Raw genomic sequence first — 23,952 nt, 5'->3', positions numbered from 1 at the left:
GAGGAGCGCCCTTGACAGGCCGGCCCGACGCGGAAGGACGATGGGGCAGCCGGGAACCCCCCAAGCCCTCTCCGGTCCCGACCGGCCGAGGCACCGCCAACCCGCCTCCCCACCCCCGCCCAGCCTCCGGGCCTGGGGTGCGTGACCGCCACCCGGGAGCGGCGCCCGAAAGGGCAAAGCCCCCTCCGCAGAGGGAGCCGCCCAGAGCCGGTCACCCAGGGAGCCGCCCACGATCCGGCACGCACCCGGGCGGGTGGGCAGGCGGGTGGGCAGCCCCCGGTCCGGGGCGGTGGCCCGAGGGGGTGGAGGCCCCGCACGCGCGTAAACCCGTACCCCGCCCACCCCGCGCCCTCAGCCCAGCGCGACCACCGCGCGCGACATGCCCAGGACCTTCTGGCCCGCGCTCATCGCCGTCAGGTCCACGCGGACCCGATTGTCGTCGAGTTTCGCCGCGACCTTGGCCGTCACCTCGATCAGCCCGCCCTGGTCGTCGTTCGGGACGACGACCGGCTTCGTGAAGCGCACGCCGTACTCGACCACCGCGCCCGGGTCGCCGACCCAGTCGGTGACCACGCGGATCGCCTCGGCCATGGTGAACATGCCGTGCGCGATCACGTCCGGCAGTCCGACCTCCTTGGCGAACTTCTCGTTCCAGTGGATCGGGTTGAAGTCACCGGAGGCCCCCGCGTACCGCACCAGCGTGGCGCGCGTCACGGGGAAGGAGGCCGCCGGCAGTTCGGTGCCGACCTCGACGTCGTCGTACTGGATCTGCGCTGCCATGTCAGGCCTCCTCGGGGGCGCGGGAGACGAGCTTCGTCCATGCCGTCACCACGTGCTCACCGGTCTCGTCGTGGACCTCGCCACGGATGTCGATGATGTCGTTGCCCGCCATCGACTTCACGGCCTCGATGGTGGAGGTCACCGAGAGGCGGTCGCCGGCGCGCACCGGGCGGGAGTAGGCGAACTTCTGGTCGCCGTGCACGACGCGGCTGTAGTCCAGCCCGAGCTGCGGGTCCTCGATCACCTGGCTCGCCGCGGCGAAAGTGATGGCGAACACGAAGGTAGGCGGAGCGATCACATCGGAGTAGCCGTACGCCTTGGCGGCTTCGGGGTCCGTGCAGACGGGATTGGCGTCACCCACCGCGACCGCGAACTCGCGGATCTTCTCCCGGCCGACCTCATACGGATCGGTGGGCGGGTAGCTCCGCCCCACGAAGGACTGGTCGAGAGCCATGACTCACTACCTCCACAAAGAAACGGGTGCATCACAAGGACAAGACGGCGGACAGCCGGGGCCGGGGCGGACGCCCGGAAACGGCACGAGGCCGCCCCCTGTAAAGGGGACGACCTCATGACGTTGCCTGTATTCGAGACTTCGCTGGGGTCAGCGGGTCTCGCGGTGCGCGGTGTGCGAGTTGCAGCGCGGGCAGTGCTTCTTCATCTCAAGACGGTCCGGGTTGTTACGCCGGTTCTTCTTGGTGATGTAGTTCCGCTCCTTGCACTCCACGCAGGCCAGCGTGATCTTCGGGCGGACGTCGGTGGCAGCCACGTGAGTGCTCCTTGACGGACTATGGGACGGATGAACGCATAAAAGAGTAGCCGATCGGGAGACCGACCCCGCAATCGGCTACTGGGTGTAGCGGCGACCGGACTTGAACCGGTGACACAGCGATTATGAGCCGCTTGCTCTACCGACTGAGCTACGCCGCTTTGATGTGATCAGCTCCCCACCCGAGGGTGGGGAACCTCTCTCACCAGAGCCCCAATGCGGAATCGAACCGCAGACCTTCTCCTTACCATGGAGACGCTCTACCGACTGAGCTATTGGGGCGAGCGATGAAGACATTACACGGTTGCCCGCCCATCGCCCAAATCCTTTGCGGGAACAGGGCTCCGAGGGGGTCCGGCCGCCTTTCTTGATCGGCTTCGGGGCCTCCCCGACCCCCATTCCCACCCCGAATGTGTCCGGGGTCACCCCCGGCTCACCTCCGCGCGCCAGGGCGCGTGGGCACCACACCGGTACGACTATTGCGCTCTTCCCTGAAGCGGGGTGCGCCGCGCCCTAGGCTCTGAGCACGCTGCGTGATCTTGGGCCACGGGCCGCGGTCAAAGGCCCAGGAACCGCCCGAGCCACCGCAGGAGCGCGATGTCCGACAGCCAGCCGCAGCAGCCGTCCCACTCCCCGCGCAACGGCCGTGGCGAGGGCGGCGGTCTCGGTAACGCGGCCGCCGCCGAAGCCACCACCCTGCTGCTCGCGGGGGCCCGCCTCACCGATGGCCGGACCGTCGACGTCCGCCTCAGCGGCGGCCGCATCCAGGCCGTGGGCACCGCGGGCAGCCTGCCCTCCCCCGCGCTGTCCCGGGTGGACCTCACCGGCTATCTGCTGCTCCCCGCCCCCGCCGAGCCGCACGCCCACGGGGACACCGCCCTGACCGCCGACGGCGACGGGCCCGTCTCCTACACCCCGGACGAGGTCCAGCGGCGGGCCACCGAGGCCGCACTGCTCCAGCTCGGCCACGGCGCCACCGCCGTGCGCTCGCACGTGCGGATCGGCGACGTCCACGGCCTGGGCCCCCTGGAAGCCGTGCTCCAGGCCCGCCGCTCGCTGCGCGGGCTCACCGACCTGACCACCGTGGCCGTACCCCGGCTGCTGACCGGAGTGGCCGGCGGGGACGGGCTCGCCATGCTGCGGGACGCGGTCAAGATGGGCGCCTCGGTGATCGGCGGCTGCCCGGACCTGGACCCGGACCCGACCGGCTTCCTCGAAGCCGTCCTGGATCTCGCCGGCGAGCACGGCTGCCCCGTGGACCTGCACACGGACGGTGACGACCCGGCCCGCCTCTCCCGGCTCGCGGCGATGGCAGGCGGACTGCGCCCCGGGGTGACCATCGGCCCCTGCGGCGGCCTGTCCCGGCTCCCCCTCGACGCGGCGACCCGCGCCGCCGACCAGCTGGCCGCGGCCGGCGTACGGGTGACCTGCCTCCCGCAGGGCGACTGCGCGGCCCTGGAGCGCCGCGGGCTGCGCACCGCGCCCGTGCGGCTGCTGCGGACCGCCGGGGTGCGCGTCTCGGCCGGCAGCGGGGCGCTGCGGGACGCCGGGAACCCGGTCGGCCGCGGCGACCCGCTGGAGGCCGCTTACCTGCTGGCCTCCCAGGGCGGCCTGCGGGCCGCGGAGGCGTACGAGTCGGTCAGCGCCTGCGCCCGCGAGGCCATGGGCCTGCCGGAGGTGCGGGTGGAGGCCGGGTTCCCGGCGGAGCTGCTCGCCGTGCGCGGGGACCGGATCGCGGGCGTGCTGTCCCTCGCGTACAGCCGCATCGTGATCCACCGCGGGCGCGTCGTAGCCCGTACGAGTGCCGTACGGGAGTACTGCGACTCCGCCGTCGCGGTGGCCCTGGACCTGCCCCGGCAGGGCCGTACGGAGCCCGGACCCTGAGCTTTCCCGCGCCGTCGCGGGCGGGGGCGCCCGGCTCGTCGTACGGTCGGGACATGCGCATCGTCATCGCTGGTGGACACGGTCAGATCGCGCTGCGGCTGGAGCGCCTGCTCGCCGCGGGCGGGTACGAGGTGGCGGGCATCATCCGCGACCCGGCGCAGGGCAACGACCTCAGGGAGGCGGGCGCCGAACCGGTGCTGTGCGATCTGGAGTCGGCGTCGGTCGAGCACGTGGCCGGGATCCTGCACGGAGCGGACGCCGTGGTGTTCGCGGCCGGTGCCGGTCCCGGCAGCGGCATCGCACGCAAGGACACCGTGGACCGGGCCGCGGCGGTGCTCTTCGCCGACGCGGCCGAACGGGCGGGCGTGCGCCGCTTCCTGATGGTTTCTTCGATGGGCGCCGACGCGTGGCACGAGGGCGACGACGTCTTCGACGTCTACCTGCGGGCCAAGGGCGAGGCCGACGACCACGTCCGTACCCGGCTGGGTCTGGAGTGGACGGTGCTGCGCCCCGGCTCGCTGGTCGACGACGCCGGTACGGGCCTGGTCCGCCTGGAGGCGCACACGGGCCGCGGGACCGTCCCGCGGGACGATGTGGCGGCGGTGCTGGCCGAGCTGATCGAGACTCCGGCGACCGCGGGCCTGACGCTGGAACTGACCACGGGCTCCACGCCTGTGGCGGTGGCCGTCAAGGACGTGGCGGGCAACTGAGCCCACGCCGCCCGTTCGATCCGGCGGCTCAGAACTCGGCGCTCACCTTGTCGTCCGACCGCCCGACCGAATCCTGCTGGAACTGGTCCTCGTAGGCCTGCCGGATCCGCTCGACGCGCGTGTTCCGCTCCTTGGCCTCCTTCTCGGGGTAGAGCAGCACCACCTCGTAGGAGGTCTCGCGCACGGCCTTGCCGTCGCCGCCCCGCCATTGGCCGTACCCGTCGTGGACGGTCAGCCCCTCGGGGAAGGCGGGGGTGATCTCCCGGTCCAGGAACCGCATGAACTCCTGCTCCTCGACCGGGCCCTGTCCGCCGGGGCGCGCGGTGCCGAAGTAGAGCCTGGTCTCCTGGTAGGGCTTCCCCACGTGGGTGTCGAGCGCCGCCCCCACCAGTGTCGGAAGGCTGGCTCCCAGCAGGGCGATGAGCACCCCGCCGCCGACCTTCCCCCGCGTGTCAGATGTCCATTTCACCCTTGGTGAACGACCGGGCCGGCGCGACGATGCGGTCGGCGGGCGGCGGCCCGCACGAAATACGAAGAAGACCCCCGTTACGAGTAACGGGGGTCTCTCTCGCGTGGCGGCGCCAGGGTTCGAACCTGGGTAGGCTGAGCCGGCAGATTTACAGTCTGCTCCCTTTGGCCACTCGGGCACACCGCCAAGAGTTGCTGCCATTTCTTCCGCCTTCCGGCGGCGCTCCCTGGCAACGACGTAAACGATACCTGATGACCGGGGGTGCTTCGCCACCGGATTGATCAGCACCTGCGGTGAGTGCGGTGGCTAGGCTTTGCCGAGCGGGCCGGGGACGTCCGGCCGCGCCCTCCGGGGCCGCCACAACCGACTTCAAGGAGCCACAGCACATGGCCGACTCCAGTTTCGACATCGTCTCGAAGGTCGAGCGGCAGGAGGTCGACAACGCCCTCAACCAGGCCGCCAAGGAACTCTCCCAGCGTTACGACTTCAAGGGCACCGGCGCCACGATCGCCTGGTCCGGCGAGAAGATCCTGATGGAGGCGAACTCCGAGGAGCGCGTGAAGGCCGTCCTGGACGTCTTCGAGACCAAGCTGGTCAAGCGCGGCATCTCGCTGAAGGCGCTCGACGCCGGCGAGCCCCAGCTGTCGGGCAAGGAGTACAAGATCTTCGCCTCGATCGAGGAGGGCATCTCCCAGGAGAACGCCAAGAAGGTCGCGAAGATCATCCGGGACGAGGGTCCCAAGGGCGTCAAGGCCCAGGTCCAGGGCGACGAGCTGCGCGTCAGCTCCAAGAGCCGTGACGACCTGCAGGCCGTCCAGGCGCTCCTCAAGGGCAAGGACCTGGACTTCGCGATCCAGTTCGTGAACTACCGCTGACGCAGCTCGGCGGCCTGCCTCCACGCGGCCCGGTGGTCCTGACGGACCGCCGGGCCGCGGCGTTGTGGGGGCCCTCGGGAGTGTGTGCGGGGCGTGTGCGGCGCACGCGCCACCGAGGGCTTCCGTGGCCACTTGGGCGACGGTGAGTGCGCCCACCACGCTGGGTGACGTCCATCACCGCGTGGCAGGGGGTTCTCACATGCCTGGGGCCGGCACGTTTCGCGAAGACTTCGGGGCGTCCGTGGTCGTCGCACTGGTCGCCCTCCCGCTGTGCGTGGGGGTGGCCGTCGCATCCGGGGTGCCGGCCGAGCTGGGGATCGTCACCGGAGTGGTCGGGGGGCTGGTCACCGGCTGGTTCCGCGGGAGCTCCCTGCAGGTGAGCGGGCCCGCGGCGGGACTCACCGTGCTGGTCTACGAGGCGGTGCGGTCCTACGGGCTGCCCGCGCTCGGGGTGCTGGTGCTGGCCGCCGGGGTGGTGCAACTGGGCATGGGGGTACTGCGGCTCGGGCGGTGGTTCCGGGCGATCTCGGTCGCCGTCGTGCACGGGATGCTGGCCGGGATCGGGCTCGTACTGATCTCGGGGCAGCTGTACGCGCTGGGCGGGGTGGAGGCTCCGGGGCACACCCTGGCGAAGCTGGCCGGGGTGCACGACCTCGGGGCGCGGGCCGACTGGGCGGCCGTGGCTCTCGGGGCGGGGACGATCGCCGTGATGGCCGCCTGGCGCCGGATGCCCGCCCGGTGGCGGCTCGTGCCCGGGGCGCTCGTCGGGGTGGCCGCCGCCACCGCCGCGGCCGCGCTGCTGCGGCTGCCCGTCGAGCGCGTACGGGTCACGGGGGTACTGGACGCGGTGGCCCTGCCGGACGCGGGCGACTTCGGGGTGCTGGCCTCGGCCGGAGCGCTCGGGACCGTGGCAGCGCTCGCGCTGATCGCCTCCGCCGAGACCCTGTTCAGCGCGGCCGCCGTCGACCGGATGCACGACGGGCCCAGGACGGACTACGACCGGGAGCTGGTCGCCCAGGGCTTCGGGAACGCCGTGTGCGGGCTGCTCGGGTCCCTGCCGATGACCGCGGTGATCGTGCGCAGTTCCGCGAACGTGGAAGCCGGCGCCCGCACCCGGGCGGCCAGGGTGCTCCACGGCGCCTGGCTGCTGCTCTTCGCCGTCGCGTTCCCGCAGGTGCTGGAGGTGGTGCCGCTCGCCGCGCTGGCCGGGGTGCTGCTGCACGCGGGCTGGAAGCTGCTGCCCGCCCGGGCGGTGTACGCGCTGTGGCGGACACACCGGGGTGAGGCCGTGGTGCTGCTGGCCACGGCCACCGCGATCGTGGTCACCAACCTCTTCGAGGGGGTGCTGTTCGGGCTGGGGCTCGCCGTCGCCAAGGCGGCCTGGGAAACCTCCCACGTGCACATCGAGCAGGTGCGGGAGGAGACCGGGCTGTGCGTCCGGGTGGTGGGCAACGCCAGCTTCCTGCGGCTGCCCAAACTGCTCGACGCGCTGGACGCGCTGCCGCCCGGCGAGCCGGTGCGGCTCGACCTGAGCGGGCTGCGCCACCTCGACCACGCCTGTCTGACGGCCCTCGAAGGGTGGGAGCGGGAGCGGACTCCACTCCCCGGACGTGAGGACCTCATCTGGCCCGGTTAGCCTCCGCCCGTGACAAACGAGCTGAAGCGCACCCTGGGAGTCTCCGACGCCGTCGTCGTCGGACTCGGCGCGATGGTCGGCGCCGGCATCTTCGCCGCCCTCTCCCCTGCGGCCCGGGCGGCGGGCGGCGCGCTCCTCGCCGCCCTCGCGGTGGCGGCGGTCGTCGCCTACTGCAACGCGCATTCCTCGGCGCGGCTCGCCGCCCGGTACCCGGCTTCCGGCGGCACGTACGTCTACGGGCGCGAGCGTCTCGGGCCCTTCTGGGGGTACCTGGCCGGCTGGGGCTTCGTGATCGGCAAGACGGCCTCGTGCGCGGCGATGGCGCTGACGGTCGGCGCGTACGTCTGGCCGGGGCAGCAGCACGCCGTGGCCGTCGCGGCGGTGGTGGCGCTGACCGCCGCGAGCTACGGCGGTGTGCAGAAGTCCGCCCGCCTGGCCCGGCTGATCGTGGCGGCGGTGCTGGCGGTGCTGGCCGCGGTGGTGGTCGCGTGCCTGACCTCGGACGCCGCCGAGGCGGGACGGCTGGGCGGTGCGGACTGGGACGCCGTGGGGTTGTTGCAGGGCGCCGGGCTGCTGTTCTTCGCCTTCGCGGGCTACGCCCGGATCACCACCCTGGGCGAGGAGGTGCGCGACCCGGAGCGGACGATCCCGCGGGCGGTGCCGCTCGCGCTGGGGATCGCGCTGCTGGTGTACGCGGCCGTGGCGGTGGCCGCGCTGTCGGTGCTCGGCGCCGACGGGCTGGCGCGCTCGGCGGCCCCGCTCGCCGACGCGGTCCGGGCGGCCGGCGTGCCCGGACTGGTCCCGGTCGTCCGGGTGGGTGCGGCCCTGGCGGCGCTGGGCTCTCTGCTGGCGCTCGTACTGGGGGTTTCGCGGACCACGCTGGCGATGGCCCGGGACGGCCATCTCCCGCGCACGCTGGCCGCCGTGCATCCCCGGCACCAGGTCCCGCACCACGCGGAGCTGGCAGTGGGTGCGGTCGTGGCGGTACTCGCGGCCACCGCCGATCTGCGGGGGGCGATCGGTTTCTCCTCCTTCGGAGTACTGGCCTATTACGCGATCGCGAACGCTTCTGCTTGGACTCTCGATTCAGGTTTCAAGGGTCGGGCCGTGGCAGTCGTCGGGCTGTCCGGCTGTGTGGTGCTGGCCTGCGCGCTGCCCCTCGCTGCGGCGGTTTCGGGGGCGGCGGTGCTGGCCGTCGGAGCGCTGGCCTACGGTGTGCGCCGGCGGTTCAGATCCGGGACCTGAACTCGGCCCAGGGGACCGGCTCCAGGTCGAACTCCTCCCCCAGTCCCGACTCGTCGCAGAACCAGGCGCTGCCGTCGAGCCAGCCGCGGAGCCAGTCGGCCAGGCCGGGACTGTCGACGTACCAGGCGAGGTCCGGTTCCCCGGGATTGGGGTCGAACAGCAGGACTTGGGCGGTCTCGGAGCGGCAGTCGACGCAGGCGTCCATGCCGCAGCCGAAGTCGGCCATCGGCAGTACGCCCTCGGGCCACCGCCAGCCGGAGGCTCTCCGGGCCTCATGGCGCTCGATGACCTGACGGAGCGGCAGCAACCCGTACTCGGGTCCGAATCCGCCGTCTCCGACACGCGTGTAGAGCTTGGCGAGCAGCGGCGGCAGGGCGAAGCCGAGTATGCCTTCGGCCCGGGCGATCTCTCCGTCGGCGAGCGGCTTCGGCAGGGGTGTTCCACGCCCCTGCGCGGAGTTGCGCACGCGGTCTGCGACTTGCTCCAGCAACTGCTCGGTCTCGTTCATGCGTTCATGGTGACGCACGCCACTGACAGCCGCCCGGGCCTGTGGACAACCCCGGTGGCGACGGACGGCTGGGGCTCCATGTGGACGGTCGGGTCGTAGTGGCCCGGCCCGCGCGCGGAGGGCCGCCAGTCCACGACGTCCGGGCGCCCTGCGCGGGCGAGGGGCTTCCCGGCGGCGTCCAGCGCGTCGAGGCGCCGGTAGCCGAGGCGCCGCTTCTTCCGGCGCTCCAGCACCTGCGGCAGCGGCCCCTGCACCGCGCACCCGAGGAGGCGTACGGAGTGCGGTGGCGGCTCTTCGGCGGGCAGGACCTCTGCGAGGTCCCGTCAGTGCCCCAGGGGCCTGTCCTGGGCGTCCTCCAGGTACCACTTCCCCCGGGCCTCGCCGTACCGCGTGCGTACGGGCGCCGGCGGGTCGGCGAAGAGGTTCTCCGCGGACTCGCACGGCGCCCACAGCCACTCGTCCTCGTGGTCCTCGTCCTCGCCCCGCAGGGCGAATCCGAAGTCCTGGGTCACCGAGAGGCGAACGGCGCGTCCGTCGGGACGATTTCCCGGCCCAGCGGGAGCAGGGAGAGCGGGACCATCTTGAAGTTGGCGATGCCGAACGGGATGCCGATGATCGTGACGCACAGGGCGAGGCCGGTGACGATGTGGCCGATGGCCAGCCACCATCCCGCCAGGACCAGCCACAGGACGTTCCCGATGCAGGACGCGGCGCCCGCGTCGCGGCGCTCGACCGTGGTGTAGCCGAAGGGCCAGAGGGCGTACACCGCGATGCGGAAGGCGGCGATGCCGAACGGGATGCCGATGATGGTGATGCAGAGGATCACGCCGGCGAGGCAGTAGCCGAGGAACAGCCAGACGCCGCTGAGGACGAGCCAGATGATGTTCAGGATTGTCTTCACTGCGAACGGCCTGCCATCTGTTCGAGCCGGGCGATGCGCTCGGCCATCGGAGGATGTGTCGAGAACATCTTGGTCAATCCCTGACCCGGGCGGAAGGGATTGGCGATCATCATGTGGCTCGCCGTTTCCAGCCGGGGTTCGGGGGGCAGCGGAAGCTGCTTGGTGCCGGCGTCGAGCTTGCGCAGCGCGGCGGCCAGGGCGAGCGGATCGCCCGTGAGCTGAGCGCCGGAGGCGTCGGCCTCGTACTCGCGCGAGCGGCTGATGGCCAGCTGGATCACGGAGGCGGCCAGCGGGCCGAGGATCATGACGAGCAGCATGCCCAAGAGGCCCGGCCCCTCGTCGTCGTTCGAGCGGCCCACGGGTATCAGCCAGGCGAAATTCACCAGGAACATGATCACGGAGGCGAGCGCTCCGGCGACCGACGCGATCAGGATGTCGCGGTTGTAGACGTGGCTGAGCTCGTGGCCGATGACTCCGCGCAGCTCGCGCTCGTCGAGGATGCGCAGGATGCCCTCGGTGCAGCAGACCGCGGCGTTGCGCGGGTTGCGGCCGGTGGCGAAGGCGTTGGGGGCCTCGGTGGGCGAGATGTAGAGGCGTGGCATGGGCTGGCGCGCGGACGTGGAGAGCTCGCGCACCATGCGGTAGAGCTCGGGGGCCTCGAACTCGCTGACGGGGCGGGCCCGCATCGCGCGCAGGGCCAGCTTGTCGCTGTTCCAGTACGCGTACGCGTTCGTCCCGAGGGCGACGAGGACGGCGATGATCAGGCCGCCCCGTCCGAAGAAGCTGCCGATGACGATGATGAGTGCGGACAGCCCGCCGAGGAGTACGGCGGTCTTCAGCCCGTTGTGCCGGCGGTGCACGGTACGCCCTCCTAGTGGTGCGGCAGGGAGCCCCCGTCCTGGACTGAGGGTCTACGGTCCAGTGGACCCTCCCTTCCTGGTCAACGCGAGGTGGGCGCGGCTGGTTCCCGGGGCATGACGGAGCGGCCGCCGCCCCGGTGCCCCGGGGTGGGGGCGGTGGGGCGGCGGCCGCGCGTGTTGCTCCGTACGGGTGACGGCTGTGTGGGGGCTATTGCGGGAAGAGGCTGCTCGACGCGAAGCGCAGGACGAGCTGCGGGGCGCCCGAGAGGACGAGGGCCGTGACCGCGGTGACGACGATGGCCGCCGTGACCGGCCAGGGGGCCTTCGTCCGGGCGGTGGCGGTCCGGGCGCCCTCGGCGGCCTCGGCGCCTTCGGGCGCGCGGAAGAGGGTCGCGGTCCACCGCAGGTAGTAGTAGAGGGCGACGACGACGTTGACCGCCATGATCACGGCGAGCCAGCCGAGGCCCGCCTCGACGGCGGACTGGAAGACGACGACCTTGGCGAAGAGGCCGATGATGCCCGGCGGCAGACCGGCCAGGCAGAGCAGGAAGAAGGCCATCGACAGGGCGACCAGCGGGCGCTCGGCGTACAGGCCGCGGTAGTCGCTGATCCGGTGGAGCGGCTTCGTACGGGCGACGAGCGCGGCCACGGCGAAGGCTCCGAGGTTCACGACGGCGTACATGAGGGCGTACGCGACGGTGGAGCCGATCTCGTCGCGGTCGGAGTACGCGGCGGCGGCGATCGGGACCAGGAGGTAGCCGGCCTGGCCCACGGAGGACCAGGCGAGCAGTCGCACGGCGCTGTTCGGGCGGTCCGCGGACTGGCGCAGGGCGGCGGCGTTGCCCACGGTCATGGTGAGCGCGGCGAGGACGGCGAGGGCCGGTCCCCAGATGTCGGAGTACGCCGGGAAGGCGATCACCGTCACGAGGATGAGGCCGGTGAAGCCGACGGCCTTGCCGATCACCGAGAGGTACCCGGCGATGGGCAGGGGGGCGCCGACGTAGGTGTCGGGGACCCAGAAGTGGAAGGGGACGGCCGCGGTCTTGAAAGCGAAGCCGACGAGGGTGAGCGCGACGCCGACCATGGCGACGGTGTCTAGCTGTCCGGGGACGCTTTCGAGGCGGTCGGCGACCTGGGTCAGGTGCAGGGTGCCGGTGGCGGCGTAGACGAAGCTGACGCCCATCAGCGACACCGCGGTGGCGGTGACGGAGGAGAGGAAGAACTTGAGGGCGGCCTCGGAGGAGAGCCGGTCGCCGCGGCGCATGCCGACGAGGGCGAAGGCGGGCAGCGAGGCGACTTCGAGGGCGACGATCAGGGTGGCGAGGTCGCGGGAGGCGGGCAGGAGCGCGGCGCCGGCGGCGGAGGAGAGCAGCAGGAACCAGTACTCGCCGGCCGGCATGCGCGTGTCGCGGACCGCGGTGACCGACAGCAGGGCGGTGACCAGGGCGCCGGCCAGTACGAGGAACTGGATGACGAGCGTGAAGTGGTCGGCCGTGTAGCTGCAGGCTGCCGGGTCGCCGCCGAGGCAGAAGGTGGACCGGTCGCCCGCGCGCAGCGGCAGCAGGGTGGCGGTCGCGGCGGCCAGGCCGGCCACGGAGAGCCATCCGAGGAGCGGCTTTCGGCGCTCGGGTACGAAGAGGTCCGCGATCAGGACGACCAGGGCGACGGCGGCGGGGATGACCACCGGTGCGATGGCGAGCCAGTCGACGGTCTGGACGAGGCTGGGGGCCTGCGCCGACGGGGCGGCGGCGAGGACCGCGAGGGCCGTCATGAGTTGCCTCCTGCGAGGAGCTTCTGGACGGCCGGGTCGGTGAGGCCGAGCAGTACCGCGGGCCACAGGCCGGCGAGGACGGTGAGGGCGGCGAGCGGGGTCCAGGCGGCGAATTCGTAGCGCTGGACGTCCGCGAGGACGATCTCGGGGCCGGACTTCGGGTCGCCCATGCAGACGCGCCGTACGACGATCAGCAGGTAGGCGGCGGTGAGCAGGGTGCCGAACGCGCCGAAGGCCATGTACGTGAGGAACGCCGGCCGGGACAGGCCCTCGGCGGGGTCGAACGCGCCGAAGAGGGCCAGCATCTCGCCCCAGAACCCGGCGAGGCCGGGCAGGCCGAGGGAGGCGACGGCGGCGAAGGCGAGGAACGCGCCGAAGCGGGGGGCGCGGCCGTAGAGGGCGGCGCCGGTGACTCCGGAGAGGGTGTCGAGGTCGGCGGTTCCGTAGCGGTCCTTGAGGGCGCCGACCAGGAAGAAGAGGAGGCCGGTGATCAGGCCGTGGGCGATGTTGGCGAACAGCGCGCCGTTGACTCCGGTGGGGGTCATGGAGGCGATGCCGAGCAGGACGAAGCCCATGTGGCCGACGGAGGAGTACGCGATGAGCCGCTTGAGGTCGCCCTTGTTGCCCTTGCGCGCGAGCGAGAGGCAGGCGAGCGACCCGTAGACGATGCCGATGGCGGCGAAGGCACCCAGGTAGGGGGCGAAGGTTGCCATGCCCTCGGGGGTGGCGGGCAGCAGGATGCGGACGAACCCGTACGTGCCCATCTTGAGCAGGACGCCGGCCAGCAGGACGGAGCCGACGGTCGGAGCGGCGGTGTGGGCGTCGGGCAGCCAGCTGTGCAGGGGCCACATCGGGGTCTTCACGGCGAGGCCGAGGCCGATGGTGAGGACGGCCAGGAGCTGGGTGGTGTGGGACAGTTCGCGGCCGTTGTCAGTGGCGAGCGTCACCATGTCGAATGTGCCGCTGTTCAGTCCGATCAGCAGCAGCCCGAGCAGCATGACCACGGAGCCGAGGAGCGTGTAGAGGATGAACTTCCAGGCGGCGGCCTGCCGCTGAGCACCGCCCCAGCGGGCGATGAGGAAGTACATCGGGATGAGGACCATCTCGAAGGCGAGGAAGAAGAGCAGCAGGTCGAGGACGGCGAAGGTCGCGAGGGTGCCGGACTCCAGGACCAGGAGCAGCGCGACGAAGGCCTTCGGGGAAGGGCCTGCGGGGAGCTTGAAGTAGCTGTAGAGCGCGCAGAGGAAGAACAGCAGCGCGGTCATCAGGAGGAGGGGGAGCGAGATGCCGTCGATGCCGAGGTGGATCCGGACGTTCAGCGCCGGGATCCAGCTGATGTCCGTCGTCGCCTGGAAGCGGGACGGGGTGTCGTGGTCGAAGCCCAGGGTGAGGGCGATCGCCGCGGCGAGGATCACGCCGGTCACGGTCACGCCGTGGCGGAGTACGGCCTGCTCGGGGCTCTTGCCCTTGAGGCCGGGCGGGGCCGGCAGGAGGGCCGCGACCGCGCCGAGGAGCGGTGCGGCCACGACGAACGCCAGAAGGAACTGCATCACGGACGGGCTGATATCGATCACGGCTGACTCTCGGCTCACGATCCGGCGTTGATGTTGGCGAGGACGGCGGTGGCGATCGCCAGGACCACGGCACCGGCGAACAGGGCGCTCAGGTAGCTCTGCACGTTGCCGGTCTGGGCGCGGCGGACGAGGCTGCCGAACAGCTTGGGGGCGGTGCCCGCGCCTCGGACGTACGTGTCCACGACCTCGCGGTCGAGGAAGCGGACCAGGCTCGCGGCCGCCCGGACGGGGCGGACGAAGAGCCGGTCGTAGACGGCGTCGAGGTGGAAGCCGACTGCCGCGTGCCGGTGCAGGGGGCCGAGGAGCACCTTGCCCGGGTCGGCGGCGGGGCCGGCCGGGGCGGCGGGGTGGTCGTGGGTCACCTCGGACACCTCGGGGGCTTCCGCGGCGGATTCCGCGACGGTGGCGGCGACCGCGGCGGCGGCCGCGACTCCGTTGGCGGCCGAGGCGGTGGCGGCCGCGGCCGCGGCCTTGGCCGTGGCGCGCTGCCAGAGGGCGTAGGTGAGCATCACGCCGACGACCGCTGCGCCCGTGCCGAGGACCGAGGTCACCAGGGTCGGGCTGAGCTCCCTGCCGTCGAACCAGTCGGCGAGGGAGTCCGCGGCCAGGCCGAGGCCGATGGTGGGGATCGCGAGCAGCCACAGCACGCCGGTCATGGCGAGGGGCTCCTTGCCGTGGTCGGGGGCGGCGGCGCCCCGGCCGCGGAAGGCCATCAGCCACAGCCGGGTGGCGTAGGCGGCGGTGAGCAGGGCGGTCAGCACGCCGGAGACGAGCACCACCCAGCCGGCGCTGCTGGGGGCGAAGTCCGAGTGGCCGGTCGCGGTCTGCTCGGCGGCGACGAGGACGGCTTCCTTGGAGAAGAAGCCGGCGAACGGCGGGATCGCGGCGAGTGCGAGCAGCGCGATCGTCATCGTCCAGAAGGCGTCGGGGATGCGCTTGGCCAGGCCGTCCATACGGGACATGGCGGCCAGGGAGTTCGTACCGGCGGCGTGGATGATCACGCCCGCGCCGAGGAAGAGGAGCGCCTTGAAGGCGCCGTGGGACAGGAGGTGGAAGACGGCGGCGCCTCGGTCGCCGACGGCCAGCGCGCCGGTCATGTAGCCGAGCTGGCCGATCGTGGAGTAGGCGAGGACGCGCTTGATGTCGTCCTGGGCGAGGGCCGCGAGGCCGGAGCCGACCATCGTGACGGCCGCCATGACGGCCATGACCACCAGCGCGGCGCTGGAGGCCGCGAAGACGGGGAGGAGACGGGCGATGAAGTAGACACCGGCGGCGACCATCGTCGCGGCGTGGATCAGCGCGGAGACCGGGGTGGGGCCCGCCATGGCGTCCGGAAGCCAGGTGTGCAGCGGGAACTGCGCGGACTTGCCCGCGACTCCGGCGAGCAGGAGCAGCGCGATCAGCGTCGGGTGGTCGAGTCCGCCGGCGGCGACGGTGCCCAGGACCTTCGTGATCTCGAAGGAGCCGGCGTCGGTGGCGAGCGCGAACAGGCCGATGAGGAAGGGGACGTCACCGAGCTTGGTGACGAGGAAGGCCTTCAGGGAGGCGGAGCGGGCCGCCTCGGTCTCCCAGTAGTGCCCGACCAGGAAGTACGAGCAGATGCCCATGATCTCCCAGCCGACCAGCAGCACCATCAGGTCGCCGGTGTAGACGACGAGCAGCATGGCGGAGGTGAACAGTGAGACCAGACCGGCGTACGACGGGTAGCGCGGGTCCTCGCGGAGGTATGCCGTCGAGTAGAGCTGTACGCACGTGGCGACGACTCCGACGAGGACGGCGACCAGGGCGGCGAAGCCGTCCACGTGGATCGAGAGTTCGATCGGCACCGAGCCGGTCGGGGTCAGCAGGGTCGACGCGTCGATGGCCTTGCCGCCGCCCTGGCGGACGGCGACGAGCACCGCCAGCACGGCGGTGGCGAGCGTCGGCAGGATCGCGAGCGGCCGGACGAAGCCGGGTGCGGTGCGGCCGAGAAGGAGTCCCGCGACCCCGCCCAGGAAGGGGAGGAGGGGGACGAGGACGGCGAGGGTCGTCGTGCTCACGCGGTGACCTCGCTCTGAGTGTTCTGAGTGTTGGGGGCGTGAGGGGCGGGCTCGTGGCCTTCGGCGGTGTCGCGCAGGCGGTCGACGTCGGAGGTGCCCCGGTTGCGGTACACCATCAGCACGATCGCGAGGCCGATGCCGATCTCGGCGGCGGCGATCGCGATGGTGAAGAGGGTGAGGGCCTGGCCGGCGTGCAGGGTGTCGCGCAGCCAGACGTCGAAGGCCACCAGGTTCAGGTTGACGGCGTTGAGCATCAGCTCGACGGACATCAGGACCAGGATGGCGTTGCGGCGGGCGAGTACTCCGTACAGGCCCGTGCAGAAGAGGAGCGCCGCGAGCACGGCGGGGTAGGCGAGGTGCATCAGCGCTGCCCCTTCTTGGCGCCCTCGGCGGGGTCGTTGGGGTCGGACTTGCGGGAGAGCACGATGGCGCCGATCAGGGCCGCGAGGAGGAGGACGGAGAGGGCCTCGAACGGCAGCACCCAGTGCTGGAAGAGGATCTCGCCGGAGACCTTCGTCGAGCCCTGGACCGGGCCGTCGAGGTCGATCCAGGTCGTCCGGAAGGCGTCGACGACGACCCAGACGAGGGCGACGGCCGCGATGCCCGCGACGCCGAGCGCGATCAGGCGGTTGCCCGAGTCGGCGTCGGGTGAGCGGCCGATGGGCGCCTTGGTGAGCATCAGCCCGAAGAGGAGGAGGACGACCACGGAACCGAGGTAGATCAGCACCTGGACCCAGGCGATGAACTCCGCGGTCAGCAGCAGGTACTCGACGGCGATTCCGCCGAGCGCGACGACCAGCCAGAGGGCGGCGTGCACGAGCTGCCGGGTGGTGACCGTGACGAGTGCCGCGCCGAGGGTGGCGAGGCCTACGAGGACGAAGGCGATCTCGACGCCGGTCGGCGAGAGGAACCCGGGGCCGTTGCCTTGGGCGGCGGCGGCGAGGTGGGCGGTCAGCATCAGGCGGTGCCTCCCGCCGAGTCGGTGCCGGCTCCCGTGCCGGGGGCATCACCGGGACTGGGTTCGGAGCCCGGACCCGCGGGGGTGCCGGAGCCCGTGCCGGGGGTGGCCGGGGTCTCTGGGGTGCCGGAGCCCGTGCCGGGGGTGCTGGGCGCATCGGGGGTGGCTTCCGCTTCGGCGGCGGCCGCGGCGGCTTCGGCCTTCTCGACCGCCTTGCGGGCCGCGGCGATCTCCTTGGGTTCCTCGGCGGCCGGGTCCAGCGCGGGCGGGGCGGGGACGGTCCACATCCACTCGCGGAGCTTGTCGCGCTCGTGGGTCAGTTCGTGGATGTCGGTCTCCGCGTACTCGAACTCGGGCGACCAGAAGAGGGCGTCGAAGGGGCACACCTCGATGCAGATACCGCAGTACATGCAGAGGGAGAAGTCGATGGCGAAACGGTCGAGGACGTTACGGCTGCGCTCGCGGCCGCCGGGGGTGGCGGCCGGGACCGTCTCCTTGTGGGAGTCGATGTAGATGCACCAGTCGGGGCACTCGCGTGCGCAGAGCATGCAGACCGTGCAGTTCTCCTCGAACAGGCCGATGACCCCGCGGGAGCGGGGCGGGAGGTGCGGCTGGACCTCGGGGTACTGGGCGGTGTGCGAGCGCTTCGTCATCGTGCGCAGCGTGACGGCCAGGCCCTTGGCGAGGCCGGATCCGGGGATGGGCATTACTGGATCGCCACCTTCACGATGCCGGTGAGCGCGATCTGGGCGAGCGCGAGCGGGATGAGTACGGTCCAGGCGAGCTTCTGGAGCTGGTCCTCGCGCAGGCGCGGGTAGCTCACGCGGAGCCAGATCACGATGAAGGCGAGGACCGCCGTCTTGAGGAGGGTCCAGACCCAGCCGAGGTCGCCGGAGCCGAAGGGGCCGTGCCAGCCGCCGAGGAAGAGGACGGTGGTGAGGGCGCACAGGACGACGATGCCGGCGTACTCGGCGAGCAGGAACAGCGCGAAGCGCAGGCCGGTGTACTCGGTGTACGCGCCGAAGATGATCTCGGAGTCGGCGACGGGCATGTCGAAGGGGGGCCGCTGGAGCTCGGCGAGGCCGGCGGTGAAGAAGACCAGCGCGCCGACGATCTGCCAGGGCAGCCACCACCACTGGAAGCTCTCGACGATGCCGGGGATGGAGACCGTACCGGCCGCCATGGCCACGGAGGCGGCGGCGAGCAGCATCGGGAGCTCGTAGGCGAGCAGCTGCGCGGCGGTGCGCAGGCCCCCGAGCAGGGAGAACTTGTTCGCGGAGGCCCAGCCGGCCATGAGGGAGCCGAGGACTCCGACGCCCATGACCGCGAGCACGAAGAACAGGCCCGCGTCGATGACCTGGCCGACGGCGCCCTCGCCGGGGCCGATCGGGATGGCGACGAGGACGAGGAGGTAGGGGAGCAGGGCGACGGCAGGGGCGAGCTGGAAGATCCGCCGGTCGGCGTTGGCCGGAACGATGTCTTCCTTCTGCGCGAACTTCACGCCGTCGGCCACGAGCTGGGCCCAGCCGTGGAAGCCGCCGGCGTACATGGGGCCGAGGCGGCCCTGCATGTGGGCCATCACCTTGTGCTCGGTCTGCCCGACGACGAGCGGGAGCACGAGGAAGACGGCGAAGACGACGATCAGCCGCAGGGCGACGTCGAGGACGTCGTTCACGCGTCGCCTCCGTTGTCGGGGGTGGGGTCGGTCTCGGTCTTGTTCTTGGCCTCGGTGGCCGGTTCGGCCGGTGTGGCCGGTTCGGCCGGTGTGGCCGGTGTGGCCGGTGCCTCCGGCCGGGTCGGCCGGGGTGCGGGGGCCTCGCCGGCCGACGGTTCGGCCTGCGGCCCGGCCGGAGCCGGCTCCGCCGCGGGCTCGTCGAAGGCCGGCTTCGGGTTGTGCCAGGGCGCGTCCGCGCTGCGGGGGGCTGCGCGGCGGGGTGCCTCGGCCGTGCCGGTCTCCTGGCTCGCGGAGCCTTCGCCGGCGGAGCGGGTACGGCGGGGCGGGCGCGCGCCCTCCGCCGCCTCGGCGGCGGGGGTCTCCGGGGTTTCCGGGGTTTCCGGGGTCGCCTCGCCGGCCTGGCTCGCCGAGCCGTCCGCCACCGAGCGGGCGCGGCGCGCCGGGCGGGCCGCGGCCGGGGTGTCCGCGGTCTGGGTGGCCGAGCCGTCGGCCACCGAGCGGGCGCGGCGGGCCGGGGCGCCCTCGCGGGCGGCCGCTCCCGCTGCGCGCGGGGTCCGGGCCGGGCGGGCGGGGGCCGGCGGGAGCTGGCCCTTCAGCGGGCCCCAGTCGTTGGGGTCCGGGACGCCCGGCGGGAGCATCTGGCGGCGCTTCGGCGCGTCCGGGTCGTGTGCCTCGCCCGGCTCCTTGGCTCCGGGCCAGGCCTTGGCGACGCGCGCGGCCAGGACGAAGTCCTTGCGCAGCGGGTGGCCCTCGAACTCCTCCGGGAGGAGCAGGTGGACCAGGTGCGGGTGGTCGGTGAAGGTGATCCCGAACATCTCGAACGTCTCGCGCTCGTGCCATTCCGCGCCCGCGTACACCGCGATCGCGGAGGGCAGGGAGGGCGCCGAGTGCGGGACCGTCGTACGCAGGAGCAGCCGGCGTACGCGACGGTTCTCCAGCGCGACGACGTGGGCGCAGACACGGAATCCGGTGCCCGGTTCGTCGACCGCGCTCAGCCAGTCGAAGTACGTGCAGCCCAGCTTGTCCCGGGCGATCTCCAGGGAGGAGATCCAGGATCCGACCGGGACGTCGACCGTGAGGAGGTCGTACGCCGACGAGCCGACGGCCTCCTCTCCGAAGACCGTCGCAGCCGCGTCGGGCAGGGAGTCGTAGAGGTTCATGCACCGGCTCCCGGGGTGGGCGGGGCCGTGACCAGGCCGCTCGTGAGCTGCGCGACGGACGGGCCGGCCGCGTAGCGCTCGGCCAGCGACTCGCGGGCGATCTTCTCCTGGAGCTTGAGGATGCCCTGGAGCAGCGCCTCCGGGCGCGGCGGGCAGCCGGGCACGTAGACGTCGACCGGGATGATCTGGTCGACGCCCTTCGTGACCGAGTACGAGTCCCAGTACGGCCCGCCGCAGTTGGAGCAGGCGCCGAAGGAGATGACGTACTTCGGCTCCGGCATCTGCTCGTAGAGCCGCTTGACGGCCGGGGCCATCTTGTCCGTGACCGTGCCCGAGACGATCATCAGGTCGGCCTGACGGGGGCCGGGCGCGAAGGGGATCACGCCGAGGCGGATGAAGTCGTGCCGGGCCATGGAGGCGGCGATGAACTCGATCGCGCAGCAGGCCAGACCGAAGTTGAAGACCCACAGGCTGTAGCGGCGGCCCCAGTTCAGGACCACCTTCATGGGTTCCGGGGCGAGGCGCGAGAGGACTCCGAGGCGCTTCGGCTCCGGGAGCAGCACGCCCTCCGTCTGCGTCACGGTCGGCGTCACGGCCGGTGTCACGTCCATTCGAGGACGCCCTTCTTGTACGCGTAGAGCAGGCCGACGGCCAGGAAGCCCAGGAAGATGAACATCTCGACCAGGGTCGTGGCGCCGTAACCGGCGGCGCCGAACACCGTCGCCCACGGGAAGAGGAAGATCGAGTCGACGGCGAAGATGACGTAGAGGAACGCGTAGACGTAGTAGCGGACCTGGGTGTGCGCCCAGCCCTCGCCCACCGGGTCCACACCGCATTCGTACGTCAGCAGCTTCTCGTCGGTCGGGACGACGGGGCGCAGCAGGCGGCCGGCGCCGAAGGCGACGGCCACGAAGAGCACACCGAGCGCGGCCAGGAGGCCGACGACCGAATAACTCCGGAAGTAGTCCGCCGCGAGCACGGTTACGGTCGATACCGTCGGTTCAGGCACGTCCGTTCCTCGCTCCTCGGCCACTGTCGACGATCTGTTACGGACGGGAGTCTAGGGCCTGGGCCACACAGGGTGGGGTTACCCCCCGTTCACAGCATCCCGGACACCCCATGGCATCAGCGGGGTCCGCTTGGCAGGGTGTGGCCCATGACCACGAGCCCTGACACCCCCGACAACGATCGGCCTCCCCCGGTACGCGCCGCCTTCAGCGCCGTGACGTGGAAGGAGATCGCCCATCTGGTGACGAATCTGCCGGTGGCGATCGTCGGATTCGTTTACACGGTTGTCATGGTCTCCGGCACGGGGGCCCTGTCCGTGACGGCGATCGGAATTCCGCTGCTCGCGGTCGGCCTCTTTTTGTCTCGGCAATTGGGACGGCTGGACCGGGCCCGCGCCCGCGCGCTGCTCGGCGTACGGGTGGACGAGCCGACCCCGATCCCCGGACCGAAGCGGTCCGGCGGATTCTTCCCCTGGCTGTGGACGAGCATCAAGGACCCGGTCGGCTGGCGGACGGTGCTGTACCAGCTGATCCGGCTGCCCTGGGGGGTGCTCACCTTCACGGTAGCGCTGACCGGGCTCTTCGTGCTGTGGCCGGTGCTGCCGTACCTGGTGCGGTGGCTGTCGAACGTGGACCGGGCGATGGTGCGGGGGCTGCTGTCGCCCTCCGACGAGCTGGAGCGGCGGATCGCGGAGCTGGAGTCCGACCGGGGGGTCGTCGTCGACACGGCCGCGGCGGACCTGCGGCGCATCGAGCGGGACCTGCACGACGGGGCCCAGGCCCGGCTGGTCGCGCTGGCGATGGGGCTGGGCCTGGCGAAGGAGAAGCTGCTGGAGGACCCGGAGGGCGCGGCGGCGATGGTCGACGAGGCGCACGGCGAGGTGAAGCTGGCCCTCCAGGAGCTGCGGGACCTCGCACGCGGGATCCACCCGGCGGTGCTGACGGACCGGGGGCTGGACGCGGCGCTGTCGTCGGTGGCGACGCGTTGCGTGGTGCCGGTGAAGGTGCTGGTGGAGCTGCCGGTGGAGGAGCGGCCGGCGGAGGCGATCGAGGGGATCGCGTACTTCGTGGTGTCGGAGCTGCTGCAGAACGTGAGCAAGCACGCGGGGGCGGAGGCGCGGGGGGCGAGCGTGGAGGTGTGGCGGGCGGACAAGCGGCTGATGATCCGGGTCTCCGACGACGGGTGCGGCGGGGCGGATGTCTCCCGGGGGTCGGGGCTGGCGGGGCTCGCGGAGCGGCTGGGGGCGGTGGACGGGGTGCTGGTGGTGGACTCCCCTGCCGGGGAGGGCACGGTCGTCACGGCTGAGCTGCCGTGGCGCGGGCGCGGCCGGTAGTAGGTGCCGCGGTTCTGTTCGGGACTCCCGTCCGAGTGGACGGGGGTCCCGTTTCCCGTTTTTTTGGGGGGGGGCGGCAGGGGGCGTGCGGCGGGTGCGGCGCCGCTTCCCAGGGCTCCGCCACGGACCCCGCTCCTCAAACGCCGGAGGGGCTGGATTTCGCCCCCGGGCCGCCCCCAGGCCTCGGATGCCAGCGCCGATTTCACGCGGACACGGCGCATGCCAGAAGGCCGAATACCGCCCCGGAACGCATCGAACACCGAGGGGCTGGATTTCGCCCCCGGGCCTCGGATGTCGAGGGCGGATTTCGCGTGGGTGCCTCGGGTGGCGAGGGGTTCGGGGTGGGGTTAACCCCCGGGCGGGGACGCCTACCCACCGGATGGTTCGGGTGGGCTCCGGGCGACAGGGTGGTGGGGTAATGGCGGACGGGAAGGGCGGGGCTGGATCATGGGCAACGGGACGGGCATCGGGGCGGTGTTGCGGGCCCCCGTCGAGGGGCGGACCTGGCGGGAGTTCGGGTACCTGCTGATCGGGCTGCCGCTGAGCACGGTGTACTTCTCGCTCGCGATCACGGGTGTGAGCCTCGGCGCCGGGCTGCTCGTCACCTTCCTCGGCATCCCGGTCCTGGCCGGCTTGCTCGCCACGTGCCGCGGGTTCGGGCACCTGGAGCGCGCCCGGGTGCGGCACCTGCTGCGGGTCGACATCGCCGCTCCCGCGCGCATCCGCGCCGGGAAGAGCGGGCCGCTCGCGGCCATGGGGGCACTGCTCAAGAGCGGGAGCGCATGGCGGCACGTGCTGTACTCCGTGATCCACTTCCCGTGGGCGGTGTTCGGCTTCTGCATGGCACTGACGTTCTGGGCGTACGGATGGGGCTTCCTGCTGTACCCGCTGTGGTTCTGGGTCTTCCCGGCCTACACCGGCCAGGCCGGGCTGATCGTCTTCCAGAACGACGACTACTCCTTCGTGCTCGACTCGCCCCTCGCGATCGCCCTCACCTCGGTCGCCGGGCTGGCCATCACGCTCGCCACGCCGTGGGTGATCCGGGCCCTGGCCACCGTGGACCGGGTGCTGGTGGTCGGGCTGCTCGGGGCCTCCCGCCTGGACCACCGCGTGAGCGAGCTGGAGTCCGACCGGGGGGTCGTCGTCGACACCGCCGCGGCGGACCTGCGGCGCATCGAGCGGGACCTGCACGACGGGGCCCAGGCCCGGCTGGCGGCGCTGGCGATGGATCTGGGCCTGGCGAAGCAGAAGCTCGCGGAGGACCCGCAGGGCGCGGCGGCGATGGTCGACGAGGCGCACGGCGAGGTGAAGCTGGCCCTCCAGGAGCTGCGGGACCTCGCACGCGGGATCCACCCGGCGGTGCTGACGGACCGGGGGCTGGACGCGGCGCTGTCCGCGGTGGCGGCACGGTGCGCGGTGCCGGTGCGGGTGGCAGTGGACCTCCCCGCCAGGCCGACGGAGGCGATCGAGGGGATCGCGTACTTCGTGGTGTCGGAGCTGCTGCGGAACGTGAGCAAGCACGCGGGGACGGAGGCGCGGGGGGCGAGCGTGGACGTGTGGAAGTCCGGGGAGCGGTTGCTGATCCAGGTCTGCGACGACGGGCGGGGCGGGGCCGGGCTCTCCGAGGGTTCGGGGCTGGCGGGGCTCGCGGAACGGTTGGACGCGGTGGACGGGGTGCTGGTGGTGGACTCCCCCGCGGGTGGGGGGACGGTGGTCACGGCGGAGCTGCCGTGGCGCGGGCGCGGCTAGGGGGTTGACCTGTGGTTCGGGACTCCCGTCCGAGTGGACGGGGGTCCC

General features: G+C 72.2%; 26 protein-coding genes and 3 tRNA genes. 7 read left to right on the top strand and 22 right to left on the bottom strand.

Annotation, left to right across the window (positions count from 1 at the left end):
* Positions 1 to 351: 351 nt before the first annotated feature.
* From ACIQ5Y_RS10055 to ACIQ5Y_RS10035, 5 genes are all read right to left on the bottom strand, one after another.
* Positions 352 to 780, bottom strand: coding sequence for a MaoC family dehydratase (locus ACIQ5Y_RS10055; RefSeq protein ID WP_403877447.1), 429 nt, complete (start codon positions 778 to 780; stop codon positions 352 to 354).
* A 1-nt stretch (position 781) separates the two neighbouring features.
* The gene (locus ACIQ5Y_RS10050; protein ID WP_403877444.1) at positions 782 to 1,234 is read right to left on the bottom strand and encodes a MaoC family dehydratase N-terminal domain-containing protein; all 453 of its coding nucleotides are present in this window, start codon (positions 1,232 to 1,234) and stop codon (positions 782 to 784) included.
* Between the two features lie 150 nt (positions 1,235 to 1,384).
* Positions 1,385 to 1,549 (bottom strand): 50S ribosomal protein L33, encoded by a 165-nt coding sequence (gene rpmG, locus ACIQ5Y_RS10045; RefSeq protein ID WP_003956487.1) that lies wholly within the window; start codon positions 1,547 to 1,549, stop codon positions 1,385 to 1,387.
* 88 nt (positions 1,550 to 1,637) lie between these two features.
* Positions 1,638 to 1,710: transfer RNA gene (locus ACIQ5Y_RS10040), tRNA-Met, on the bottom strand.
* A 48-nt stretch (positions 1,711 to 1,758) separates the two neighbouring features.
* Positions 1,759 to 1,831, bottom strand: a tRNA-Thr gene (locus ACIQ5Y_RS10035).
* 315 nt (positions 1,832 to 2,146) lie between these two features.
* Here ACIQ5Y_RS10035 and ACIQ5Y_RS10030 point away from each other — a divergent pair.
* Together ACIQ5Y_RS10030 and ACIQ5Y_RS10025 are read left to right on the top strand one after the other, a co-directional pair.
* Positions 2,147 to 3,433, top strand: a complete 1,287-nt coding sequence (locus ACIQ5Y_RS10030) for an amidohydrolase family protein (RefSeq protein ID WP_403877441.1) — start codon at positions 2,147 to 2,149, stop codon at positions 3,431 to 3,433.
* A 53-nt stretch (positions 3,434 to 3,486) separates the two neighbouring features.
* The gene (locus tag ACIQ5Y_RS10025) at positions 3,487 to 4,143 is read left to right on the top strand and encodes an SDR family oxidoreductase (RefSeq protein ID WP_403877439.1); all 657 of its coding nucleotides are present in this window, start codon (positions 3,487 to 3,489) and stop codon (positions 4,141 to 4,143) included.
* A gap of 28 nt (positions 4,144 to 4,171) precedes the next feature.
* Here the strand turns inward: ACIQ5Y_RS10025 and ACIQ5Y_RS10020 are convergent, their stop codons facing one another.
* Complete coding sequence (locus tag ACIQ5Y_RS10020; protein WP_403877436.1) at positions 4,172 to 4,612, bottom strand: DUF3574 domain-containing protein; 441 nt, start codon at positions 4,610 to 4,612, stop codon at positions 4,172 to 4,174.
* Positions 4,613 to 4,716: 104 nt separating this feature from the next.
* A tRNA-Tyr gene (locus tag ACIQ5Y_RS10015) sits at positions 4,717 to 4,798 on the bottom strand.
* 200 nt (positions 4,799 to 4,998) lie between these two features.
* Here ACIQ5Y_RS10015 and ACIQ5Y_RS10010 point away from each other — a divergent pair.
* The 3 genes from ACIQ5Y_RS10010 to ACIQ5Y_RS10000 all read left to right on the top strand — a co-directional run bounded on the left by ACIQ5Y_RS10010 (position 4,999) and on the right by ACIQ5Y_RS10000 (position 8,368).
* Positions 4,999 to 5,487, top strand: a complete 489-nt coding sequence (locus ACIQ5Y_RS10010; protein WP_150209206.1) for a YajQ family cyclic di-GMP-binding protein — start codon at positions 4,999 to 5,001, stop codon at positions 5,485 to 5,487.
* 199 nt (positions 5,488 to 5,686) lie between these two features.
* Positions 5,687 to 7,123 carry a SulP family inorganic anion transporter gene (locus ACIQ5Y_RS10005; protein ID WP_403877433.1) on the top strand — a complete coding sequence of 479 codons (1,437 nt, stop codon included), beginning with the start codon at positions 5,687 to 5,689 and terminating at the stop codon, positions 7,121 to 7,123.
* Between the two features lie 9 nt (positions 7,124 to 7,132).
* Positions 7,133 to 8,368, top strand: a complete 1,236-nt coding sequence (locus tag ACIQ5Y_RS10000) for an APC family permease (protein WP_403877430.1) — start codon at positions 7,133 to 7,135, stop codon at positions 8,366 to 8,368.
* On the opposite strand, the gene ACIQ5Y_RS09995 is transcribed toward ACIQ5Y_RS10000, so the two are convergent.
* From ACIQ5Y_RS09995 to ACIQ5Y_RS09925, 15 genes are all read right to left on the bottom strand, one after another.
* On the bottom strand, positions 8,352 to 8,876 hold the full coding sequence (locus tag ACIQ5Y_RS09995; RefSeq protein WP_403877427.1) for an SMI1/KNR4 family protein: 525 nt from the start codon (positions 8,874 to 8,876) through the stop codon (positions 8,352 to 8,354). The genes ACIQ5Y_RS10000 and ACIQ5Y_RS09995 overlap by 17 nt on opposite strands.
* Positions 8,873 to 9,130: a hypothetical protein gene (locus tag ACIQ5Y_RS09990; protein WP_403877425.1), complete on the bottom strand. Its 258-nt coding sequence runs from the start codon at positions 9,128 to 9,130 to the stop codon at positions 8,873 to 8,875. The genes ACIQ5Y_RS09995 and ACIQ5Y_RS09990 overlap by 4 nt, the downstream gene beginning before the upstream one ends.
* Positions 9,131 to 9,199: 69 nt before the next feature.
* The gene (locus ACIQ5Y_RS09985) at positions 9,200 to 9,388 is read right to left on the bottom strand and encodes a hypothetical protein (RefSeq protein ID WP_403877422.1); all 189 of its coding nucleotides are present in this window, start codon (positions 9,386 to 9,388) and stop codon (positions 9,200 to 9,202) included.
* On the bottom strand, positions 9,385 to 9,777 hold the full coding sequence (locus tag ACIQ5Y_RS09980; protein ID WP_384590665.1) for a YccF domain-containing protein: 393 nt from the start codon (positions 9,775 to 9,777) through the stop codon (positions 9,385 to 9,387). The genes ACIQ5Y_RS09985 and ACIQ5Y_RS09980 overlap by 4 nt, the downstream gene beginning before the upstream one ends.
* Positions 9,774 to 10,637, bottom strand: coding sequence for a zinc metalloprotease HtpX (gene htpX / locus ACIQ5Y_RS09975; RefSeq protein WP_403877419.1), 864 nt, complete (start codon positions 10,635 to 10,637; stop codon positions 9,774 to 9,776). The genes ACIQ5Y_RS09980 and htpX overlap by 4 nt, the downstream gene beginning before the upstream one ends.
* 208 nt (positions 10,638 to 10,845) lie before the next feature.
* On the bottom strand, positions 10,846 to 12,408 hold the full coding sequence (locus ACIQ5Y_RS09970; protein ID WP_403877415.1) for an NADH-quinone oxidoreductase subunit N: 1,563 nt from the start codon (positions 12,406 to 12,408) through the stop codon (positions 10,846 to 10,848).
* Positions 12,405 to 13,958, bottom strand: coding sequence for a NuoM family protein (locus ACIQ5Y_RS09965; RefSeq protein WP_403877502.1), 1,554 nt, complete (start codon positions 13,956 to 13,958; stop codon positions 12,405 to 12,407). Before ACIQ5Y_RS09965 ends, ACIQ5Y_RS09970 begins: the two co-directional genes overlap by 4 nt.
* Before the next feature lie 38 nt (positions 13,959 to 13,996).
* Positions 13,997 to 16,021 (bottom strand): NADH-quinone oxidoreductase subunit L, encoded by a 2,025-nt coding sequence (locus ACIQ5Y_RS09960; protein ID WP_403877412.1) that lies wholly within the window; start codon positions 16,019 to 16,021, stop codon positions 13,997 to 13,999.
* The gene (gene nuoK / locus ACIQ5Y_RS09955; protein WP_403877409.1) at positions 16,018 to 16,383 is read right to left on the bottom strand and encodes an NADH-quinone oxidoreductase subunit NuoK; all 366 of its coding nucleotides are present in this window, start codon (positions 16,381 to 16,383) and stop codon (positions 16,018 to 16,020) included. The genes ACIQ5Y_RS09960 and nuoK overlap by 4 nt, the downstream gene beginning before the upstream one ends.
* Entirely contained in the window at positions 16,383 to 16,979 is a 597-nt protein-coding gene (locus ACIQ5Y_RS09950) for an NADH-quinone oxidoreductase subunit J (RefSeq protein WP_403877406.1), read from the bottom strand. Before ACIQ5Y_RS09950 ends, nuoK begins: the two co-directional genes overlap by 1 nt.
* Positions 16,979 to 17,686 (bottom strand): NuoI/complex I 23 kDa subunit family protein, encoded by a 708-nt coding sequence (locus ACIQ5Y_RS09945; protein WP_403877403.1) that lies wholly within the window; start codon positions 17,684 to 17,686, stop codon positions 16,979 to 16,981. The genes ACIQ5Y_RS09950 and ACIQ5Y_RS09945 overlap by 1 nt, the downstream gene beginning before the upstream one ends.
* Complete coding sequence (locus ACIQ5Y_RS09940) at positions 17,686 to 18,654, bottom strand: NADH-quinone oxidoreductase subunit H (RefSeq protein WP_403877400.1); 969 nt, start codon at positions 18,652 to 18,654, stop codon at positions 17,686 to 17,688. Before ACIQ5Y_RS09940 ends, ACIQ5Y_RS09945 begins: the two co-directional genes overlap by 1 nt.
* Positions 18,651 to 19,814 carry an NADH-quinone oxidoreductase subunit C gene (locus ACIQ5Y_RS09935; RefSeq protein WP_403877397.1) on the bottom strand — a complete coding sequence of 388 codons (1,164 nt, stop codon included), beginning with the start codon at positions 19,812 to 19,814 and terminating at the stop codon, positions 18,651 to 18,653. The genes ACIQ5Y_RS09940 and ACIQ5Y_RS09935 overlap by 4 nt, the downstream gene beginning before the upstream one ends.
* Positions 19,811 to 20,425, bottom strand: coding sequence for an NADH-quinone oxidoreductase subunit B (locus tag ACIQ5Y_RS09930; protein WP_403877394.1), 615 nt, complete (start codon positions 20,423 to 20,425; stop codon positions 19,811 to 19,813). The genes ACIQ5Y_RS09935 and ACIQ5Y_RS09930 overlap by 4 nt, the downstream gene beginning before the upstream one ends.
* A complete protein-coding gene (locus tag ACIQ5Y_RS09925; protein ID WP_403877392.1) occupies positions 20,416 to 20,823 on the bottom strand; it encodes an NADH-quinone oxidoreductase subunit A in 408 nt (135 codons plus the stop codon). The genes ACIQ5Y_RS09930 and ACIQ5Y_RS09925 overlap by 10 nt, the downstream gene beginning before the upstream one ends.
* 147 nt (positions 20,824 to 20,970) lie before the next feature.
* Here ACIQ5Y_RS09925 and ACIQ5Y_RS09920 point away from each other — a divergent pair, with 147 nt between their 5' ends.
* On the top strand, positions 20,971 to 22,155 hold the full coding sequence (locus tag ACIQ5Y_RS09920) for a sensor histidine kinase (protein WP_403877389.1): 1,185 nt from the start codon (positions 20,971 to 20,973) through the stop codon (positions 22,153 to 22,155).
* Between the two features lie 447 nt (positions 22,156 to 22,602).
* Positions 22,603 to 23,904, top strand: a complete 1,302-nt coding sequence (locus ACIQ5Y_RS09915; protein ID WP_403877386.1) for a sensor histidine kinase — start codon at positions 22,603 to 22,605, stop codon at positions 23,902 to 23,904.
* Positions 23,905 to 23,952 lie beyond the last annotated feature (48 nt).

It is taken from the genome of Streptomyces sp. NPDC096339, assembly GCF_044762985.1.
Classification (GTDB): domain Bacteria; phylum Actinomycetota; class Actinomycetes; order Streptomycetales; family Streptomycetaceae; genus Streptomyces.
The sequence above is the reverse complement of the archived record's forward strand: the minus strand, read 5'-3'. Positions and strand labels throughout refer to the sequence as shown.

Excerpts from the sequence above, each read along its gene's own strand:
- ACIQ5Y_RS09915 (WP_403877386.1), top strand. The coding sequence starts at position 22,603 with ATGGGCAACGGGACGGGCATCGGGGCGGTGTTGCGGGCCCCCGTCGAG.
- ACIQ5Y_RS09950 (WP_403877406.1), bottom strand. The coding sequence starts at position 16,979 with ATGCTGACCGCCCACCTCGCCGCCGCCGCCCAAGGCAACGGCCCCGGG.
- ACIQ5Y_RS09995 (WP_403877427.1), bottom strand. The coding sequence starts at position 8,876 with ATGAACGAGACCGAGCAGTTGCTGGAGCAAGTCGCAGACCGCGTGCGC.
- ACIQ5Y_RS09930 (WP_403877394.1), bottom strand. The coding sequence starts at position 20,425 with ATGGACGTGACACCGGCCGTGACGCCGACCGTGACGCAGACGGAGGGC.
- ACIQ5Y_RS10005 (WP_403877433.1), top strand. The coding sequence starts at position 5,687 with ATGCCTGGGGCCGGCACGTTTCGCGAAGACTTCGGGGCGTCCGTGGTC.
- ACIQ5Y_RS09970 (WP_403877415.1), bottom strand. The coding sequence starts at position 12,408 with ATGACGGCCCTCGCGGTCCTCGCCGCCGCCCCGTCGGCGCAGGCCCCC.
- ACIQ5Y_RS09965 (WP_403877502.1), bottom strand. The coding sequence starts at position 13,958 with ATGCAGTTCCTTCTGGCGTTCGTCGTGGCCGCACCGCTCCTCGGCGCG.
- ACIQ5Y_RS10050 (WP_403877444.1), bottom strand. The coding sequence starts at position 1,234 with ATGGCTCTCGACCAGTCCTTCGTGGGGCGGAGCTACCCGCCCACCGAT.
- ACIQ5Y_RS10030 (WP_403877441.1), top strand. The coding sequence starts at position 2,147 with ATGTCCGACAGCCAGCCGCAGCAGCCGTCCCACTCCCCGCGCAACGGC.
- ACIQ5Y_RS10010 (WP_150209206.1), top strand. The coding sequence starts at position 4,999 with ATGGCCGACTCCAGTTTCGACATCGTCTCGAAGGTCGAGCGGCAGGAG.
- ACIQ5Y_RS09945 (WP_403877403.1), bottom strand. The coding sequence starts at position 17,686 with ATGCCCATCCCCGGATCCGGCCTCGCCAAGGGCCTGGCCGTCACGCTG.
- ACIQ5Y_RS10025 (WP_403877439.1), top strand. The coding sequence starts at position 3,487 with ATGCGCATCGTCATCGCTGGTGGACACGGTCAGATCGCGCTGCGGCTG.
- nuoK (WP_403877409.1), bottom strand. The coding sequence starts at position 16,383 with ATGCACCTCGCCTACCCCGCCGTGCTCGCGGCGCTCCTCTTCTGCACG.
- ACIQ5Y_RS10055 (WP_403877447.1), bottom strand. The coding sequence starts at position 780 with ATGGCAGCGCAGATCCAGTACGACGACGTCGAGGTCGGCACCGAACTG.
- ACIQ5Y_RS09920 (WP_403877389.1), top strand. The coding sequence starts at position 20,971 with ATGACCACGAGCCCTGACACCCCCGACAACGATCGGCCTCCCCCGGTA.
- ACIQ5Y_RS09935 (WP_403877397.1), bottom strand. The coding sequence starts at position 19,814 with ATGAACCTCTACGACTCCCTGCCCGACGCGGCTGCGACGGTCTTCGGA.